The organism is Hydrogenophaga pseudoflava (assembly GCF_004353865.1).
GTDB lineage: Bacteria > Pseudomonadota > Gammaproteobacteria > Burkholderiales > Burkholderiaceae_C > Hydrogenophaga > Hydrogenophaga pseudoflava.
The window spans coordinates 1000182-1015219 of sequence record NZ_CP037867.1 but is presented as its reverse complement, the minus strand read 5'-3'; the positions used below and the strand labels follow the sequence as shown (position 1 = coordinate 1015219).

The following is a 15038-nucleotide window of genomic DNA, read 5'->3' as shown; positions in this document are numbered from 1 at the left end:
ATCATGGAGCTGCTCAAGGCCGAGCTGCTGCCCCCCATCCAGCAGGTCACGGGCCTGCTCGAACCCTCATCGAACCCGGTGCTGGCGCAGTCGGTACGCGACCTGCAGGAGCGGCTCGAACGCATGGCAGACCTGGTCAACGTGTTCGGAGAGGACGTGCTCATCGGTGAAGACCGGATGCTGCTGCCCGAACTGGTGCGCGGCGTCGCGCAGGAACTCGCGCCGCTGACCGACCAGCAGGACGTGTCCTTCGTGGTCGAGGGCGACCGCGACGACCTGCCGCCGGTCTACGGGAGCCGGCGTCTGATGCGCCGGGCGCTGTACGAGTGCCTGCACAACGCGGTGACCCAGGCCCGCCAGGGGGTTCAGAGCAGGGAGCCGGTGGCCATCGGCATCGGCTTCCGGCCGTCCGGGCACCACCTGCTGATGGACATTCACCACCTGGGCGTGCTCTCGGCCGCCACGCTGTCGCGACACGCCGCGGCCATCTTCCGCCCCGTGGCCGACTCAAAGGGCGAAGGAGGCGGCGACACCGACGCCCTGCTCATCGGCCTGCCCCTGACCCAGCGCATCCTGCAGCTGCACGGCGGCCGGCTCCGCTTCGAGCAGGACACCGTCGAAGGGCTGCACGTGATGCTGGAACTGCCCACCGGCGCCCCCCTGCGCAACACGCACCACCTCGACATGCTGCAGGCCCAGATCTACGCCGAAGACCTGTCGAAACTGATGGCCCGCACCCGCCGAAGGAGCCTCGCATGACCGCCCGCATCCTCATCGTCGACGACCAGCCCGACATCCGCAAACTGATCCGGCTCACGCTGCAGCACCTGGACGACGCCGAGATCCACGAGGCCGACAACGGCGGCGACGGCTGGCGCCTGGCGCAGGACATCCGGCCCGACCTCATGCTGCTGGACGTGATGATGCCCAGCGAGCTCGACGGCTACCAGGTCTGCGCCAAGGTCAAGGGCCATCCGGTGCTGGCGGGCCAGACCAAGGTGATCCTGCTGACCGCGCGCGCCCAGGTGGAGGACCAGGAACAGGGCCGCAAGGCCGGCAGCGATGCCTACCTGACCAAGGCGTTCAGCCCGCTCAAGCTGCTCGACCTGGTGGACAACATGCTGGGCCGCACGGTCTGATTTCGACAACGGTCGTCGGACGTCCGATGAAAGCGGTGCCTAGACTGTTCGGCCACTGGATGGCCCTGCGCTCGCTGCGCTCGCAGCTGATGACCATCGCCATCGCCCTGTGCTTGGCCGCCATGGCCGTCACCGTGCCGCTGTCGCTCTCCAGCGTCCGCCAGCAGACCGAACGGGAAAGCATCCAGTGGGCACAGGCACTGGCCAGGATGGCGGCGCACGCCGCCAGTGTGCCGCTGGCGGACAACGACTTCGGCGCCCTGAACAACGCCTTGCAGGAGGTCGTGGCCCTGCCCGGCGTGCAGGCGGTCCGGGTGGTCCGTCCCGGCGGGTACGAGGCCATGCGGGTGGAGCAGCGCGCGAGCGGCAGCATCGTGTCGGTGCGTCCCCGGAGCGGTCAGGCCCTGCCGGCACCCACACGAGGACACGATCTGTCCGGCGAGCACCTGCACGCGGTGGCCAGCCTGCTGACCTCGAACCGCGGCGGCGAGGGCAAGGCGGTGAACTATCCGCAACTCGCCCGCGAAGGCTGGGTCGAGGTGGAGTTCAGCTTCGCGGCCCGGATGGCCGCCGCGCGCAAGAGCTGGGTGATCGCGTCGACCGGCGTCCTGATCCTGGTGCTGCTGGCGCTGGTCGGCTTCGCCATGTTCCTGCGGCGCACGATCCAGCCCATCCGCGCACTGGCGGCCTACGCCAGCACCATGGCCGAATCGCCCGGCAACACCCTGAAGCTGCGCTGGGGCAGCCGGGAGGTGCGCGAACTCGGTCGCGCGCTGAACTGGTCCTCGCAGGAGCTGGCCCGCCGGATGGCCGAAACCCGCCAGCGCCTCTCCCGCATGAAGGCGGTGCTGGACACCGCCGCCGACGCCATCGTCAGTGTCGGGCCCGACGGGCAGATCGTTGGTGCGAACCCTGCCGCCGAACGCATGTTCGGATCGGACGAGAAGGAACTGATCGGGCGCCCGCTGGCCGGCGCGCTGCCGGGCATGGACGCCGGCCGGCTGCGCCAGACCATGGCCGACGGCATGCTCATCCACAGCACCCAGAGCCGCATCGGGCGGGTCGAGATGGAGGCGCTTCGCCATGGCGGCACCCCGTTTCCGGTGGAGGTGCTGCTGGGCGAGATCTCGGGCGACCCGGAGATCCGCTACACCTGCATCGTACGCGACCTCACCGACATGAAGCTGGCCGAGGAGTACCTGACGCTGTACGGACGTGTGCTCGACTGCACCCCCAACGGCATCTCGGTCAGCGATGCACGCCGCTACCCGCAGCCCATCGTCCACGTCAACCCGGCTTTCACCCGCATCACCGGCTACACGGCCCGCGAGATCCTCGGACGCGATGCCAGCCTGCTGGCAGGACCCCTGACCGATCCGGACGACATGGCACTGCTCACAAAAACGGTGCAGAACGGTGCCGAGGTCAAGGTCACGCTGCGCAACTACCGCAAGGACGGCAGCGTGTTCCACAACAAGCTGTCGGTGTCTCCCGTGCGCGACGGCAAGGGAGAGATCACGCACTACATCAACGTGATCGAGGACGTCACCGCCCAGGTCGAGGTCAAGCAGCGGCTGATCGAACGCACCGCGCGGCTGAACGCCACCTTCGACCTCAGTCCCGACGGATTCGCGGTGTTCGATGCCGGAGGTGAGCTCATCACCAGCAACCCCGCCCTGCGCGCCATGGTGGGCGCAATGCCCCCCTGGATGCCGCTGTCCAGCTTCGACGAATGGATGCGGCAGCTGTGCGAAGAGCCCGAGCGCTATGGCCCAGTGGCCAGCGATGCGGGCAATGGCTCACGGCACACGATGGTGCTGGCGCGTCCGTCCCGCAAGGTGCTGGAGCGCGAGGTCCGGCGCCACCTCGGCGGCAGCGGCGAAACCTTCGTGTACTTCCGGGACGTGACCCACCAGTTCGAGGTCGACCGCATGAAGAGCGAGTTCCTCGCCACGGCGGCGCACGAGCTGCGCACACCGCTGGCCAGCATCCTGGGGTTCACCGAGCTGATGATCCACCGCAGGTACAGCGAAGAAAGACAGAAGGACCTGCTGCAGACCGTGCACCGGCAGGGCACGCTGCTGAACAACCTGATCCAGGAGCTGCTGGATCTCTCGCGCATCGAGGCACGCCAGGGCAAGGACTTCCAAATCGTCTCGACGCCGCTGGCCGCCATCGTGGACGCCGCGCTGGACGGCATCGCCCACCAGGAGCTGGGCCGGCAGATCACGGTGGACCCGCTCCCGGAGGTGCAGGTGATGGCCGATGCCAGCAAGATCGAACAGGCACTGACGAACCTGCTGAGCAACGCGTTCAAGTACTCGCCCGCCGGTGGCGAGGTGTCACTCAAGGTCCAGCTGAGCGGGCGCGAGGGCGAAGAAGCCGTGGAGATCGAGGTGCGCGACCAGGGCATCGGCATGCCCCCCGCGCAACTGGCCCGTGCCTTCGAGCGCTTCTACCGCGCCGACACGTCCGGCAACATCCCGGGCACCGGACTGGGACTGAACCTGGTCAAGGAAATCGTCGAGATCCATGGCGGAACCATCGAGCTGGCCAGCGAGCCGGGCGCGGGCACCACGGCCCGCATGAGACTCCGGCGCGCGCCCTCGGCCGTGCCGGCCGACGAACCAGCGACCGCCTGAGTCAGCCGGGCAGGAACAGCGACTGCAGGTCGCTCAGGAAATCGAAACCGCGTGTGGTGGGCGCCACCCACACACCGTCCTGCGCCAGCCAGCCCTTGGCCAGCCCTTCGCGCAGCGCGCCATCAATGGCGGACAGCGGCAGGCCGGTGCGGGCGCTGAAGTCCGTCAGGCTGAAGCCCTCGCGCAGTCGCAGCGCGTTGAGCATGTACTCGAACGGCAGGTCGCGCCGCGCGACCTCCTCCACGCCCACCACCGCGTCGCCCGCCATGGCCTTGTCCATGTACAGGCGCGGCTCGCGCGCCCGCACCTGCCGCACCACCCGGTGCGCAAAACTCAGCTTGCTGTGGGCACCCGCGCCGATGCCCAGGTAGTCGCCGAACTGCCAGTAGTTCTGGTTGTGCCGGCAGCGGTGGCCGCGCCGCGCATAGGCCGACACCTCGTAGCGATCCAGTCCCTCCGCGGTCGTCAGCTCGGTGATGCGGTCGAGCATCGCGTAGGCGTCGTCGTCCTCGGGCACCACCGGCGGGAATTTGGCGAACACCGTGTTGGGCTCGATGGTCAGGTGGTAGATCGAGATGTGCGGCGGGTTGAAGCCGAGCGCGGTGCGGATGTCTGTCTCGCACTGCGACAGGGTCTGGCCGGGCAGCGCGTACATGATGTCCAGGTTGAAGGTCTCGAACGCGCCCGCCGCCTCATCCACCGCCGCCAGCGCCTGCGCCCGGTCGTGCACACGGCCCAGGGCCTTCAGATGCGCGTCGTGGAAGCTCTGCACACCGATCGACAGGCGCGTCACGCCCGCCTGGCGGAAGGCCTTGAAGCGGTCTTTCTCGAAGGTGCCCGGGTTGGCTTCGAGCGTGATCTCGGCATCGGCGTCCAGCCGCGTCAGCGCCCGCACGTCGCCCAGCAGGCGGTCGATCGCCTCGGGCGAGAACAGGCTGGGTGTGCCACCACCGATGAACACGCTGTGGATGGGACGCCCCCAGATCAGCGGCAGTGCGGCCTCCAGGTCGGCCCGCAGCGCATCCAGGTACGGCTGCTCGGGCAGCGCCTGGCCCGGTGCCGAGGTCGCGCTCCATTCGTGCGAGTTGAAGTCGCAGTACGGGCACTTCTTCAGGCACCAGGGCAGGTGGATGTAGAGCGAGAGCGGCGGCAGCCCCTGCAGTTGCAGCGTGCCGGGGCGCATCCAGTGGCGGATGTCGCTCCAGTGCGGGGTCTCGTTCATGCTTGCGGGAACCAGCGCTCGCGCATCAGCGCCAGCATCTGTTGCGCGGCTTTTCCACGGTGGCTGTTGGCGTTCTTCACCTCGGCGGGCAGCTGGGCAAAGGTCTTGCCGAACGGGGGCAGCAGCAATACGGGGTCGAAGCCGAAGCCCTGGTCGCCGATGGGCTCCTGCGTGATCAGTCCCGCCGCACGGCCCGTGGCCACCAGCGGCTCCGGGTCGTCGGCGCTGCGCAGCGCCACCAGCGTGCTCACCAGCGCGGCGCGGCGGTCGGTGATGCCCCGCATCTGCTCCAGCAGCGCCCGCACGTTGTTGTCGTCGCCCTTCTCGTAACCGAACTGCGTGGCGTAGAAGGCCGTGTCCACGCCCGGCAGGCCGCCAAAGGCCTCGACGCACAGGCCCGCGTCGTCGGCCAGGGCCGGCAGGCCGCTCACCTGCGACGCGTGGCGCGCCTTGGCCAGCGCGTTCTCGATGAAGGTCCTGTGCGGCTCGGGCGCCTCGGGAATGCCCAGATCGGCCTGGCGCACCAGTTCCACGCCCAGCGGCGCGAACAGGGCCTGCAGCTCGGCCAGCTTGCCCTTGTTGTTGGAGGCGAGGACCAGTCTCATTCGCCGAGCGACTTCTTCTGCGCCACGATCAGCTCACCGATGCCCTTGTCGGCCAGCGCCAGCAGCGCGTCCATTTCCTTGCGTGTGAAGGCAGCGCCTTCGGCCGTGCCCTGCACCTCCACGTAGTGGCCGGCACCGGTCATCACCACGTTCATGTCGGTGTCGCAGGCCGAGTCTTCGACGTACTCCAGGTCCAGCAGCGGCTGGCCGTCCAGGATGCCGACCGAAATCGCAGCCACGTGGTCCTTGATCGGGGAAGCACCCAGCTTGCCTTCGGCAATCAGCTTGTTGACCGCATCCTGGGCCGCGACGAACGCACCGGTGATGCTCGCGGTGCGCGTGCCGCCGTCGGCCTGCAGCACGTCGCAGTCCAGCGAGATCGTGCGCTCGCCCAGGGCCTTGAGGTCGAACACCGCGCGCAGCGAGCGACCGATCAGGCGCTGGATCTCCTGCGTGCGCCCGCTCTGCTTGCCCTTGGCGGCCTCACGGCTGCTGCGGGTGTGGGTGGCGCGCGGCAGCATGCCGTACTCGGCCGTCACCCAGCCCTCGCCGCTGCCCTTCTTGTGCGGTGGCACCTTCTCCTCCACCGACGCGGTGCACAGCACCTTGGTGTGGCCGAATTCGATCAGCACCGAACCTTCGGCGTGCATGGTGTAGCCGCGGGTGATGCGCACCGGGCGCAACGAATCGTTGGCCCGCTGACCGGGCCGGCTGGAAATGCTCATGGGAAAACCTCAGGAATTGCGTTCGGCGGTGCGCCGGATCGCTTCATTGATCTCGGCAATCGAACGCTCGATCGCCTCGTCGTCCATGTCCTCGATCGTGGGATCGGGCACACCGGACTGGATGGTGGACGCAAAGACACCCTCTTCGATCTCTTCGGTGGAAATGCGCGTGGTCTGGTACTCGTCCGGCGTCTCCCACTCCATCGCCAGCACCGTCACGTTGTCGCAGCGCGGGCCGCCGCGCTTGAGCGCCATCTCGACCAGCTCGGGCACCGCCTGCTCCAGCGGCTGCGACGCCATTTCGGAGGCGATCTCGAAGTCCTTGACCGTGCCCCAGAGCCCGTCGGAGCACAGCAGCACGCGGTCGCCCTGCTGCAGTTGCACCGGCCCGGAGAGATCGAACACCGGCTTGGCCGGCGACCCCAGACAGGTGAACAGGATGTTGCGGTTGATGTGCGAAGTGGCACGCCCCAGATGCGCCTGCTGCTCCATATAGGAGTGGTCGCGCGTACGCGTGAGCAACTCGCCGTTGCGGATCAGGTAGAGACGCGAGTCGCCGCAGTGCACCCAGTGCATGGAGCCGCGCTCCATCACCGCCGCCACCAGCGTGGTGCGCGGCGTGTCCAGCATGCCTTTTTCGGCGGCGTAGCGGATGATCTGGTGGTGCGCCGCCATCAGTGCGCTGGAGAGAAACTCTGGCACTTCCTTGACCGTCGGGTTGGCGGCCTTCTGGAAGTAGGCAGACAGCGTCTGCAGAGCCAGCTGGGCGGCCATGGCGCCTTCAGGATGCCCACCCATGCCGTCGGCCAGCACGAACAGGCCGGACTCACGCGTGTAGGCGTAGCCCATCCGGTCTTCGTTGCGCTCCCGACCGCCCTGACGGCTGATCTGGTAGACCGAGAACTTCATTTGAACTTGGTTCCGCCAGCGGTGGTCTTGCGGGTCGACTTCTTGTTGTCCGAGACAATGTTGTCGAACTGCAGGCGCATCTTCTCTGCCACCGTCAGCTTGGTGTAGCTGCGTTCGGTCTCACGGCTGAGCTCCTTCTGCAGGGCGAACACCGATTGCGGGCGGGACAGCGGATCGAGCGACATGCACCATTCGACCACCTCGATCAGGTTGTCGGAGTACACACCGCGCAGACGGGACAACGCCAGCGACAGGCGGTCTTTCTCCAGCCGCTGCGGCGCGTCGTTGGGCGGATAGCCCTGCATGCTGGCATAGATGCAGGCGCCGATGGCGTAGATGTCGGTCCACGGCCCCATGCTCGAATCGCGGCGGTACATCTCGGGCGCGGCAAAGCCGGGCGTGTACATCGGGCGGATGAAGTTGCCTTCCTTGCTCAGCACCTCGCGCGCGGCGCCGAAATCGATCAGCACCGCCCGGTTGTCGTCGGTGATGAAGATGTTGGCCGGCTTGATGTCCAGGTGCAGCATCTTGTGCTGGTGCACGATCCGCAGGCCGCGCAGCACCTCGTCGTAGAGCGAACGGATGGTGGACTCGCGGAACACCTTCTGCTTTTTCAGCTCGCGTGCGGTGATGATGAACTCCTGCAGGGACGAGCCCTCCAGGTAGTTCATGACCATGTACACGGTCTCGTTCTCGCGGAAGAAATTCAGCACGCTCACCACCGACTGGTGGGAGATCTGGGCCAGCGCGCGGCCTTCCTCGAAGAAGCTCTTGAGGCCCAGGCGGTACAGCGACAGCTTTTCGGGCTGGACCTGCGGCAACAGTTCGCCCGGAGCCCGGGAGGCCAGCGACGACGGCAGGTATTCCTTGACGGCCACCTGCTGACCTTCGGTGTCGACAGCCAGGTAAACGACGCCAAAACCGCCCGCAGCCAGCTTGCGAACGATCCGGTAACCACCGATCACCGTGTCCGGTGGCAAGGAAGCTGGTTTGACCTTTGACATAATTCGGGAGGAGTCCGGAACGCCTCGTTGTGGACCATTCAACCGGATCGGACCCAGTCTCATGGCAGTTTACAGCATGACCGGCTATGCCACGGCCCAGTACAACGGGCCTGCGGACGAGACCGGCCGGGAGGCCATGCCCGTGCTGGGCATGGAGATTCGATCGGTCAACAGCCGCTTCCTGGACCTGGCCTTCAAGATGTCCGACGAGTTGCGCGGCACTGAGCCCGCACTGCGGGAACTGCTCGGCGCGCGCCTCAAACGCGGCAAGGTCGAGGTCCGCGCCTGGATCGAAGGTCGCACGGAAAGCGGGCTGCGCACCCCCTCACCCGCCGAGCTGCAGCGTCTGGTCGGTCTGCAGGACAGCATCGTCGCCTGGCACCCCAAAGCCACCCTGCTGTCGGTCGCCGAACTCATCCAGCTGACCTCCCGCCAGCAGGCACTGCCCAGCGGTCTGCACGACCACCTGCTCACCCTCGCCCAGACCGTGCTGGACAGCTTTGTGGGTGCGCGCGAACGCGAAGGCAAACGGCTGGCCGACATGCTGCTGGACCGCCTGAAGCAATTGCGCCAGCTCGCCCGCGAAGCCCAACCGCTGATCCCTGAACTGGTGGCCCAGCAGCGCCAGCGCTTCATCGACCGCTGGAACGAGGCGCTCGGTGCGGGCAACGCGGCCGGCACGCCAAACCTGTCCACCGACGCCGTGCAGGAGCGCGCCCTGGCCGAGGCCACCGCCTTCGCCATCCGAATCGACGTCGCCGAAGAACTGACCCGGCTGGACTCCCACCTGGTGGAGATCGAGCGGCTCATCAAGAAGGGCGGCGATGTGGGCAAGCGGCTGGATTTCCTGATCCAGGAACTGCACCGCGAAGCCAACACCCTCGGCTCCAAGTCCTCCAGCCTCGAACTCACCCGCATTTCGGTGGACATGAAGGTGCTGATCGAACAAATGCGTGAACAGGTCCAGAACCTGGAATGAACTGATGCAATACCCGGGAAACCTGTTTGTCGTTGCGGCCCCCAGCGGGGCCGGCAAATCCAGCCTGGTCAAGGCCCTGATGGAGCTGGACCAGCGCGTCTCGCCGTCCATTTCGCACACCACCCGGGCGCCGCGTGGCCAGGAGGTGCATGGTCGCGAGTACTACTTCGTCAGCCGAGAAACCTTCGACCAGATGGTGGCGCAGGATGCGTTCCTGGAATGGGCGCACGTGCATGGCAATCGCTACGGCACTTCCAAACATGCGATCGAGCAGCGCATGGCCCAGGGAGCCGACGTGGTGCTGGAGATCGACTTCCAGGGGGCCATCCAGGTCAAGCGCATCTTTCCGAACGCCGTGCTCATCTTCATCCTGCCGCCCAGCTGGGAAGAGCTGCGCTCGCGCCTGGAGCGGCGCGCCGAGGACAGCGCCGACGTGATCGAGGTGCGCCTCAAGAATGCCGCCCAGGAGATGGCGCACGCCAAGGAATTCGATTTCGTTATAATCAACGAATTGTTTGAGCGCGCCTTGTTCGACCTCAAGGCCATCGTCCACGCGCAGCGCCTGCGATTTACCGCCCAGCGCATCGCCCGCAGCGACACCTTCCAGGCGCTCAACATCTCCTGATACCCCCGCTTTCCTACCGAGGCCCGCACATGGCACGCATCACCGTCGAAGACTGTCTGGAAAAGATCCCCAACCGCTTTCAGCTGGTGCTGGCGGCCACCTACCGTGCCCGCATGCTCAGCCAGGGTCATGCACCGAAAATCGAAAGCAAGAACAAGCCTGGCGTGACCGCCCTGCGCGAGATCGCCGAAGGCAAGGTTGGCCTGGAGATGCTCAAGAAAGTGCCGACCTGATCAATCAAGATCGGATCTGCCCCACAGAAAAAGCCCGCTGATCAGCGGGCTTTTTCTTTGGCCTGGAGGGTCGCCCGATCAGGCCGCTCCAATGTTGGGAACCAGCGCACCCGCGTCCTGACCGGCCTTGTGCGCAGCCGTGAAGGCCAGCATGCGGTCGATGGGCAGGCGCGCGCGCGGGATCAGCGCCGGGTCGACGTGAATCTGGTTCTCACCCGTCTCCAGCACGCGGGCCACGCCCGCCAGGCCGTTCATGGCCATCCAGGGGCAGTGTGCGCAGCTCTTGCAGGTGGCGCTGTTGCCAGCCGTGGGCGCCTCGATGAAAACCTTGCCCGGGTTTTGCTGGCGCAGCATGTGCATCATGCCGTTGTCGGTGGCCACGATGAATTCCGGTGCGTCCATCTCGTGCGCCGCCTTCAGGATGCCGGAGGTCGAGCCCACCGCATCGGCCAGCTTCACCACCTCGGCCGGGCTTTCCGGGTGCACCAGCACCTTGGCCTTGGGATGTTCCATCTTGAGCGCCTCCAGCTCGAAGGCCTTGAACTCATCGTGCACGATGCAGGAACCTGTCCACATCAGCATGTCAGCGCCGGTTTCGCGCTGGATGTAGCCGCCCAGGTGTTTGTCGGGCGCCCACAGGATCTTGTGGCCCTTGTCCTTGAGTGCGCGAACGATGTCCAGCGCGCAGCTGGAGGTGACCAGCCAGTCCGAGCGCGCCTTCACAGCGGCGCTGGTGTTGGCGTAGACCACCACCGTCCGGTCCGGATGCTGGTCGCAAAAGGCGCTGAACTCGTCGATCGGGCAGCCCAGATCGAGCGAGCAGTTGGCGTCCAGATCCGGCATCAGCACGGTCTTTTCGGGCGAGAGGATCTTGGCCGTCTCGCCCATGAAACGAACCCCCGACACGACCAGCGTCTGCGCCGCGTGGTCGCGGCCGAAACGCGCCATCTCCAGCGAGTCGCTGACGATCCCCCCGGTTTCGACGGCCAGATCCTGCAGGTCCGGGTGCACGTAGTAGTGCGAGACCATGACCGCATTGCGCTCCTTGAGCAGTCGGCGGATGCGCTCCTTGAGTTCGGTGCGCTGGCTGGCCGTGGGCTCGGCTGGCACCCGAGCCCAGGCGTGTTTCGTCGGACAGGCCGGCTGTTCGTACTCGACGTCGATGATGGCGTTGGCGGTCATGGTGGTGCTCACAGGGTTTCGAAGCGCATGGAGAAGTCGGTGGCCCTGACGTCCTTGGTCAGGGCCCCGATGGAGATGCGGTCCACACCGGTTTCCGCAAGGGCACGCACCGTGTCCAGGTTCACGCCGCCGGAAATTTCCAGGATCGCCCGGCCGGCGTTGCGGCGCACCGCCTCCTGCAGCGTCGGTATGTCCATGTTGTCCAGCAGGACCATGGTCGCGCCGCAGGCCAGGGCCTCATCCAGCTGCCCCAGCGTTTCGACCTCGATTTCGACGAAACGCGCCTGAGGGGCTGTTTCCTGCACCCGCTTGAGCACCGCGGCCACGCCGCCCGCCGCAGCGATGTGGTTTTCCTTGATCAGCACCGCGTCGTACAGGCCGATGCGGTGGTTCACGCCGCCGCCAGTCTTGACGGCGTACTTCTGCGCCAGGCGCAGGCCGGGGATGGTCTTGCGCGTGTCGACGATGGCCGCGCGCGTGCCCTTCACAGCGTCCACGAACACCGACGTCTTGGTCGCCACCCCGGACAGCAGTTGCAGGAAGTTGAGCGCGGTGCGTTCGGCAGTCAGCAGGGCCTGGGCGTTGCCCTCGATGTGCAGGACCACCTGGTCGGCGGCACAGCGCCCACCTTCCTCCACCTGCCAGCTCAGGCGCGCCGACGGATCGCAGGCACGCACCGCCGCCTCTACCCAGGGGCGACCGCAGATCACCGCGGTTTCGCGGGCCAGGATGCGGGCCCGGGCCGGACGGCGGGCATCGACCAGCGCGGCGGTCAGGTCACCCGCGCCGACGTCCTCGGCCAGCGCGCGCGTGACGTCGGCTCGCGCCAGTTCGGCCACGTCCGAGGCATCGAATTCAGAGAGGTGTTTCATGGGGCGGAGCATAACGGGAACGAATGGGCGGGATGGACTATAGTGCGCCCCAAATCGACCACCCGCCGAGGGGACATCACCATGAGCCAGACCGCCTCCCTAGCACCCGCCACCGGCACACCCTACGGCACCCTGCCCTCGGCGTCTCCGCTGCCGCAGCGCAAGCCGGTCAGCCTGCCCCGGCTGCAGGAAATGCGCGACCGCGGCGAAAAGATCACCATGCTCACCGCCTACGACGCCACCTTCGCGGCGGTGGCGGACGCCGCCGGTGTGGAGTGCATCCTGATCGGCGATTCGCTGGGCATGGTCTGCCAGGGGCTGTCGAGCACCGCCGGCGTCACGCTGGAGACCATGGTCTACCACACCGAAAGCGTGGTGCGTGGCCTGCGCCGGGTGCAGGGCACCGCTTGGGTCATCGGCGACCTCCCGTTTGGCAGCTACCACGAGTCGAAGGAACAGGCCATGCGCAGCGCAGCGCAGCTGCTGCACGCGGGTGCCCACATGATCAAGCTCGAAGGTGGTGGCTGGACCGCCGACACCGTCCGTTTTCTGGTCGAGCGCGGCGTCCCGGTCTGCGCCCACCTGGGCCTGACGCCCCAGACCGTTCACTCGCTCGGCGGCTACCGGGTGCAAGGCCGTGACGAGGCGGCGGCGCGCACCCTGCGCACGCAAGCACTGGAACTGCAGGACGCCGGCGCCACCATGCTGGTGCTGGAGATGGTGCCGGCGGCGCTGTCTGCCGAGATCACCACGGCGCTGCCCACCTGCCACACCATCGGCATCGGCGCCGGCAAGGGCACGGCCGGCCAGGTGCTGGTGATGCACGACATGCTGGGCATCAACCTCGGCAAGAACCCCAAATTCGTTCGCAACTTCATGGACGGTGCCGCGAGCGTGCGCGATGCCATGGCCGCCTACGTCGCTGCCGTGAAGGACGGCAGCTTCCCGGACGACCAGTTGCACGCCTGGTGACCCCTTCCCCTAGGCACCGTCCCGCCCCACTCCGCACCCTCACATGCAACTCGTCCACACCATTGCCGATCTGCGCGCCGCCCTGGCGCCCTACCAATCGCCTGCCTTCGTGCCCACCATGGGCAACCTGCACGATGGCCATCTTGACCTGGTCCGCCAGGCGCAGCCGCTGGGTGACGTGACGGTGTCCAGCATCTTCGTCAACCGGCTGCAGTTCGCGCCGCACGAAGACTTCGACACCTACCCGCGCACACTGCAGGCCGACTGCGCCCGGCTGGAGCAGGCCGGCTGTGACATCGTCTTCGCGCCGCCCGAGAAAGAGCTGTACCCCGAACCGCAGGGCTACAAGATCCAGCCGCCTGCGGATCTGGCGGACATTCTGGAAGGCCACTTCCGGCCCGGCTTCTTCATCGGCGTCTGCACCGTGGTGATGAAGCTGTTCCAGTGCGTGTTCTCGGAAGCCAAAGGCCCTCGCTACGCGCTGTTCGGCAAGAAGGACTACCAGCAGCAGATGGTGATCCGCCGCATGGTGCAGCAGTTCTGCATGCCCATCCAGGTCCTGGCCGGTGAAACGCAGCGGGCCGCCGACGGGCTGGCGCTCAGCTCTCGCAACGGCTACCTGAGCGAGTCCGAGCGCGCCGAAGCGGTGCAGCTGTCGATGTCGCTGCGCGCGCTGGCGCGCGACGCTCTGGCCGCCGCCGGCTCGCTGCCCGAGAAGCGCGAGGCGTTGGAAGCGCAGGCGATGCGTGCGCTGGCCCTGCGCGGCTGGCAGCCCGACTACCTGACCGTGCGGCGCCGCGCCGACCTGCAGCCCCCACGCGCGGAAGATGCGCTGGCGCCGCAATCGATGGTGGTGCTGGGCGCCGCCCGCCTGGGGCGCACCCGCCTCATCGACAACTTCGAAATCTAGAGGGTTTCTTCCTTGGGGTCGCGCCCCATCAGGGCCGCGACAGCCTGGGCGGGCTGCAAGCGCCCGTCGAGCAAGGCCACCACGCCTTCGCTGATCGGCATGTCGACGCCCAGCAGGCGGGCGCGCTGCACCACGGTCCTGGCGCTGTAGACGCCCTCGGCCACGTGCCCCAGCGAATCCACCGCCTGCTGCAGGCTCAACCCCTGCGCCAACAGCTGGCCGACCTTGCGGTTGCGGGAGAGATCACCGGTCGCGGTCAGCACCAGATCCCCGAGACCCGAGAGCCCCATGAAGGTGTCGGCGCGCGCGCCCAGCGCCAGGCCCAGGCGGGTCATTTCCGCCAGCCCGCGCGTGACCAGTGCTGCCCGGGCGTTGAGTCCGAGCGCCAGGCCGTCGCACAGCCCGGTGGCAATCGCCAGCACGTTTTTGACCGCGCCACCCACCTCGACCCCGACCGCGTCGTCGTTGGCATAGATGCGCAGCGACGGGCCGTGGAACGCGCTCACCAGGGCGTCTCGAACCTCGGCGTGGGCGCTGGCCGCCACCAGGGCGGTCGGCTGGCCGCGCGCCACTTCCTGCGCAAAACTGGGACCGCTGAGCACCCCGGCCTTCAGCCTGGGCGCCACGGCGGCCTGGATCTCGTGACCAAGCAGGCCCGGTGACCCACCACCCTCACGAGGCGCCTCGAAGCCCTTGCAGAGCCAGGCCACCGGCGAACCCTGGTCCGCCAGCCGCTCCAGCATGCCGCGCAGACCTGCCATCGGGGTGGCCACCACCACCAGATCGGCCCCGGCCAGCGCAGCGGTCGGCCAGGGCTCGGCATCGCCCGCCAGCCGCAGGGCCGGCGGCAGGGTCACACCCTGGAGGTATCGGGCGTTTTCACCCTCGGCCCGCATGGCAGCCACCTGCGCCGCGTCGCGCGCCCACAGGGTCACCTGGTGGGGAGTGCCCGGCAGACGGGCGGCCGCAATGGCCAGCGCCGTGCCCCAGGCACCGGCACCGAGAACGACGATGTTCAT

Annotated in this window: 16 protein-coding genes; 8 read left to right on the top strand and 8 right to left on the bottom strand. The window is 67.4% G+C overall.

What is annotated here, in order from left to right:
- The first annotated feature begins 3 nt into the window (after nucleotides 1-3).
- Genes HPF_RS05055 through HPF_RS05045 form a run of 3 tightly spaced genes read left to right on the top strand, consistent with a single transcriptional unit; the run spans nucleotide 4 to nucleotide 3781 of the window.
- Entirely contained in the window at nucleotides 4-759 is a 756-nt protein-coding gene (locus HPF_RS05055; protein WP_133155920.1) for a sensor histidine kinase, read from the top strand.
- Nucleotides 756-1139 carry a response regulator transcription factor gene (locus HPF_RS05050; RefSeq protein WP_133155919.1) on the top strand — a complete coding sequence of 128 codons (384 nt, stop codon included), beginning with the start codon at nucleotides 756-758 and terminating at the stop codon, nucleotides 1137-1139. Before HPF_RS05055 ends, HPF_RS05050 begins: the two co-directional genes overlap by 4 nt.
- A gap of 26 nt (nucleotides 1140-1165) precedes the next feature.
- Nucleotides 1166-3781, top strand: a complete 2616-nt coding sequence (locus tag HPF_RS05045; RefSeq protein WP_133155918.1) for a sensor histidine kinase — start codon at nucleotides 1166-1168, stop codon at nucleotides 3779-3781.
- Between the two features lies 1 nt (nucleotide 3782).
- On the opposite strand, the gene hemW is transcribed toward HPF_RS05045, so the two are convergent.
- Genes hemW through HPF_RS05020 form a run of 5 tightly spaced genes read right to left on the bottom strand, consistent with a single transcriptional unit; the run spans nucleotide 3783 to nucleotide 8246 of the window.
- Complete coding sequence (gene hemW, locus HPF_RS05040) at nucleotides 3783-5003, bottom strand: radical SAM family heme chaperone HemW (RefSeq protein WP_079364559.1); 1221 nt, start codon at nucleotides 5001-5003, stop codon at nucleotides 3783-3785.
- Nucleotides 5000-5608, bottom strand: a complete 609-nt coding sequence (rdgB, locus tag HPF_RS05035) for an RdgB/HAM1 family non-canonical purine NTP pyrophosphatase (protein ID WP_079364558.1) — start codon at nucleotides 5606-5608, stop codon at nucleotides 5000-5002. Before rdgB ends, hemW begins: the two co-directional genes overlap by 4 nt.
- Nucleotides 5605-6333 carry a ribonuclease PH gene (gene rph / locus HPF_RS05030; protein WP_079364557.1) on the bottom strand — a complete coding sequence of 243 codons (729 nt, stop codon included), beginning with the start codon at nucleotides 6331-6333 and terminating at the stop codon, nucleotides 5605-5607. Before rph ends, rdgB begins: the two co-directional genes overlap by 4 nt.
- A 9-nt stretch (nucleotides 6334-6342) precedes the next feature.
- Nucleotides 6343-7242 (bottom strand): PP2C family protein-serine/threonine phosphatase, encoded by a 900-nt coding sequence (locus tag HPF_RS05025; RefSeq protein ID WP_079364556.1) that lies wholly within the window; start codon nucleotides 7240-7242, stop codon nucleotides 6343-6345.
- A complete protein-coding gene (locus HPF_RS05020; RefSeq protein WP_066158518.1) occupies nucleotides 7239-8246 on the bottom strand; it encodes a serine/threonine protein kinase in 1008 nt (335 codons plus the stop codon). Before HPF_RS05020 ends, HPF_RS05025 begins: the two co-directional genes overlap by 4 nt.
- A 61-nt stretch (nucleotides 8247-8307) precedes the next feature.
- Between HPF_RS05020 and HPF_RS05015 the strand changes: the two genes are divergently transcribed.
- The 3 genes from HPF_RS05015 to rpoZ are packed head-to-tail and all read left to right on the top strand — an operon-like array spanning nucleotide 8308 to nucleotide 10083.
- On the top strand, nucleotides 8308-9225 hold the full coding sequence (locus HPF_RS05015) for a YicC/YloC family endoribonuclease (RefSeq protein ID WP_066158520.1): 918 nt from the start codon (nucleotides 8308-8310) through the stop codon (nucleotides 9223-9225).
- A gap of 4 nt (nucleotides 9226-9229) precedes the next feature.
- Entirely contained in the window at nucleotides 9230-9850 is a 621-nt protein-coding gene (gmk, locus tag HPF_RS05010; protein ID WP_066158521.1) for a guanylate kinase, read from the top strand.
- 29 nt (nucleotides 9851-9879) lie between these two features.
- A complete protein-coding gene (gene rpoZ / locus HPF_RS05005) occupies nucleotides 9880-10083 on the top strand; it encodes a DNA-directed RNA polymerase subunit omega (RefSeq protein WP_066158523.1) in 204 nt (67 codons plus the stop codon).
- A gap of 78 nt (nucleotides 10084-10161) precedes the next feature.
- Here rpoZ and nadA read toward each other — a convergent pair whose 3' ends face one another.
- Both nadA and nadC read right to left on the bottom strand, forming a co-directional pair.
- Nucleotides 10162-11265 carry a quinolinate synthase NadA gene (nadA, locus tag HPF_RS05000; protein ID WP_066158858.1) on the bottom strand — a complete coding sequence of 368 codons (1104 nt, stop codon included), beginning with the start codon at nucleotides 11263-11265 and terminating at the stop codon, nucleotides 10162-10164.
- An 8-nt stretch (nucleotides 11266-11273) separates the two neighbouring features.
- Nucleotides 11274-12137 carry a carboxylating nicotinate-nucleotide diphosphorylase gene (gene nadC / locus HPF_RS04995; protein WP_133155917.1) on the bottom strand — a complete coding sequence of 288 codons (864 nt, stop codon included), beginning with the start codon at nucleotides 12135-12137 and terminating at the stop codon, nucleotides 11274-11276.
- An 81-nt stretch (nucleotides 12138-12218) separates the two neighbouring features.
- On the opposite strand from nadC, the gene panB reads away from it, so the two are divergent.
- Nucleotides 12219-13109, top strand: a complete 891-nt coding sequence (gene panB / locus HPF_RS04990; protein ID WP_133155916.1) for a 3-methyl-2-oxobutanoate hydroxymethyltransferase — start codon at nucleotides 12219-12221, stop codon at nucleotides 13107-13109.
- 43 nt (nucleotides 13110-13152) lie between these two features.
- Complete coding sequence (panC, locus tag HPF_RS04985; protein ID WP_133155915.1) at nucleotides 13153-14019, top strand: pantoate--beta-alanine ligase; 867 nt, start codon at nucleotides 13153-13155, stop codon at nucleotides 14017-14019.
- Here the strand turns inward: panC and HPF_RS04980 are convergent.
- Complete coding sequence (locus HPF_RS04980; protein ID WP_133155914.1) at nucleotides 14016-15038, bottom strand: NAD(P)H-dependent glycerol-3-phosphate dehydrogenase; 1023 nt, start codon at nucleotides 15036-15038, stop codon at nucleotides 14016-14018. The genes panC and HPF_RS04980 overlap by 4 nt on opposite strands.

Excerpts from the sequence above, each read along its gene's own strand:
- HPF_RS05055 (WP_133155920.1), top strand. The coding sequence starts at position 4 with ATGGAGCTGCTCAAGGCCGAGCTGCTGCCCCCCATCCAGCAGGTCACG.
- HPF_RS05050 (WP_133155919.1), top strand. The coding sequence starts at position 756 with ATGACCGCCCGCATCCTCATCGTCGACGACCAGCCCGACATCCGCAAA.
- HPF_RS05045 (WP_133155918.1), top strand. The coding sequence starts at position 1,166 with ATGAAAGCGGTGCCTAGACTGTTCGGCCACTGGATGGCCCTGCGCTCG.
- hemW (WP_079364559.1), bottom strand. The coding sequence starts at position 5,003 with ATGAACGAGACCCCGCACTGGAGCGACATCCGCCACTGGATGCGCCCC.
- rdgB (WP_079364558.1), bottom strand. The coding sequence starts at position 5,608 with ATGAGACTGGTCCTCGCCTCCAACAACAAGGGCAAGCTGGCCGAGCTG.
- rph (WP_079364557.1), bottom strand. The coding sequence starts at position 6,333 with ATGAGCATTTCCAGCCGGCCCGGTCAGCGGGCCAACGATTCGTTGCGC.
- HPF_RS05025 (WP_079364556.1), bottom strand. The coding sequence starts at position 7,242 with ATGAAGTTCTCGGTCTACCAGATCAGCCGTCAGGGCGGTCGGGAGCGC.
- HPF_RS05020 (WP_066158518.1), bottom strand. The coding sequence starts at position 8,246 with ATGTCAAAGGTCAAACCAGCTTCCTTGCCACCGGACACGGTGATCGGT.
- HPF_RS05015 (WP_066158520.1), top strand. The coding sequence starts at position 8,308 with ATGGCAGTTTACAGCATGACCGGCTATGCCACGGCCCAGTACAACGGG.
- gmk (WP_066158521.1), top strand. The coding sequence starts at position 9,230 with ATGCAATACCCGGGAAACCTGTTTGTCGTTGCGGCCCCCAGCGGGGCC.
- rpoZ (WP_066158523.1), top strand. The coding sequence starts at position 9,880 with ATGGCACGCATCACCGTCGAAGACTGTCTGGAAAAGATCCCCAACCGC.
- nadA (WP_066158858.1), bottom strand. The coding sequence starts at position 11,265 with ATGACCGCCAACGCCATCATCGACGTCGAGTACGAACAGCCGGCCTGT.
- nadC (WP_133155917.1), bottom strand. The coding sequence starts at position 12,137 with ATGAAACACCTCTCTGAATTCGATGCCTCGGACGTGGCCGAACTGGCG.
- panB (WP_133155916.1), top strand. The coding sequence starts at position 12,219 with ATGAGCCAGACCGCCTCCCTAGCACCCGCCACCGGCACACCCTACGGC.
- panC (WP_133155915.1), top strand. The coding sequence starts at position 13,153 with ATGCAACTCGTCCACACCATTGCCGATCTGCGCGCCGCCCTGGCGCCC.
- HPF_RS04980 (WP_133155914.1), bottom strand. The coding sequence starts at position 15,038 with ATGAACATCGTCGTTCTCGGTGCCGGTGCCTGGGGCACGGCGCTGGCC.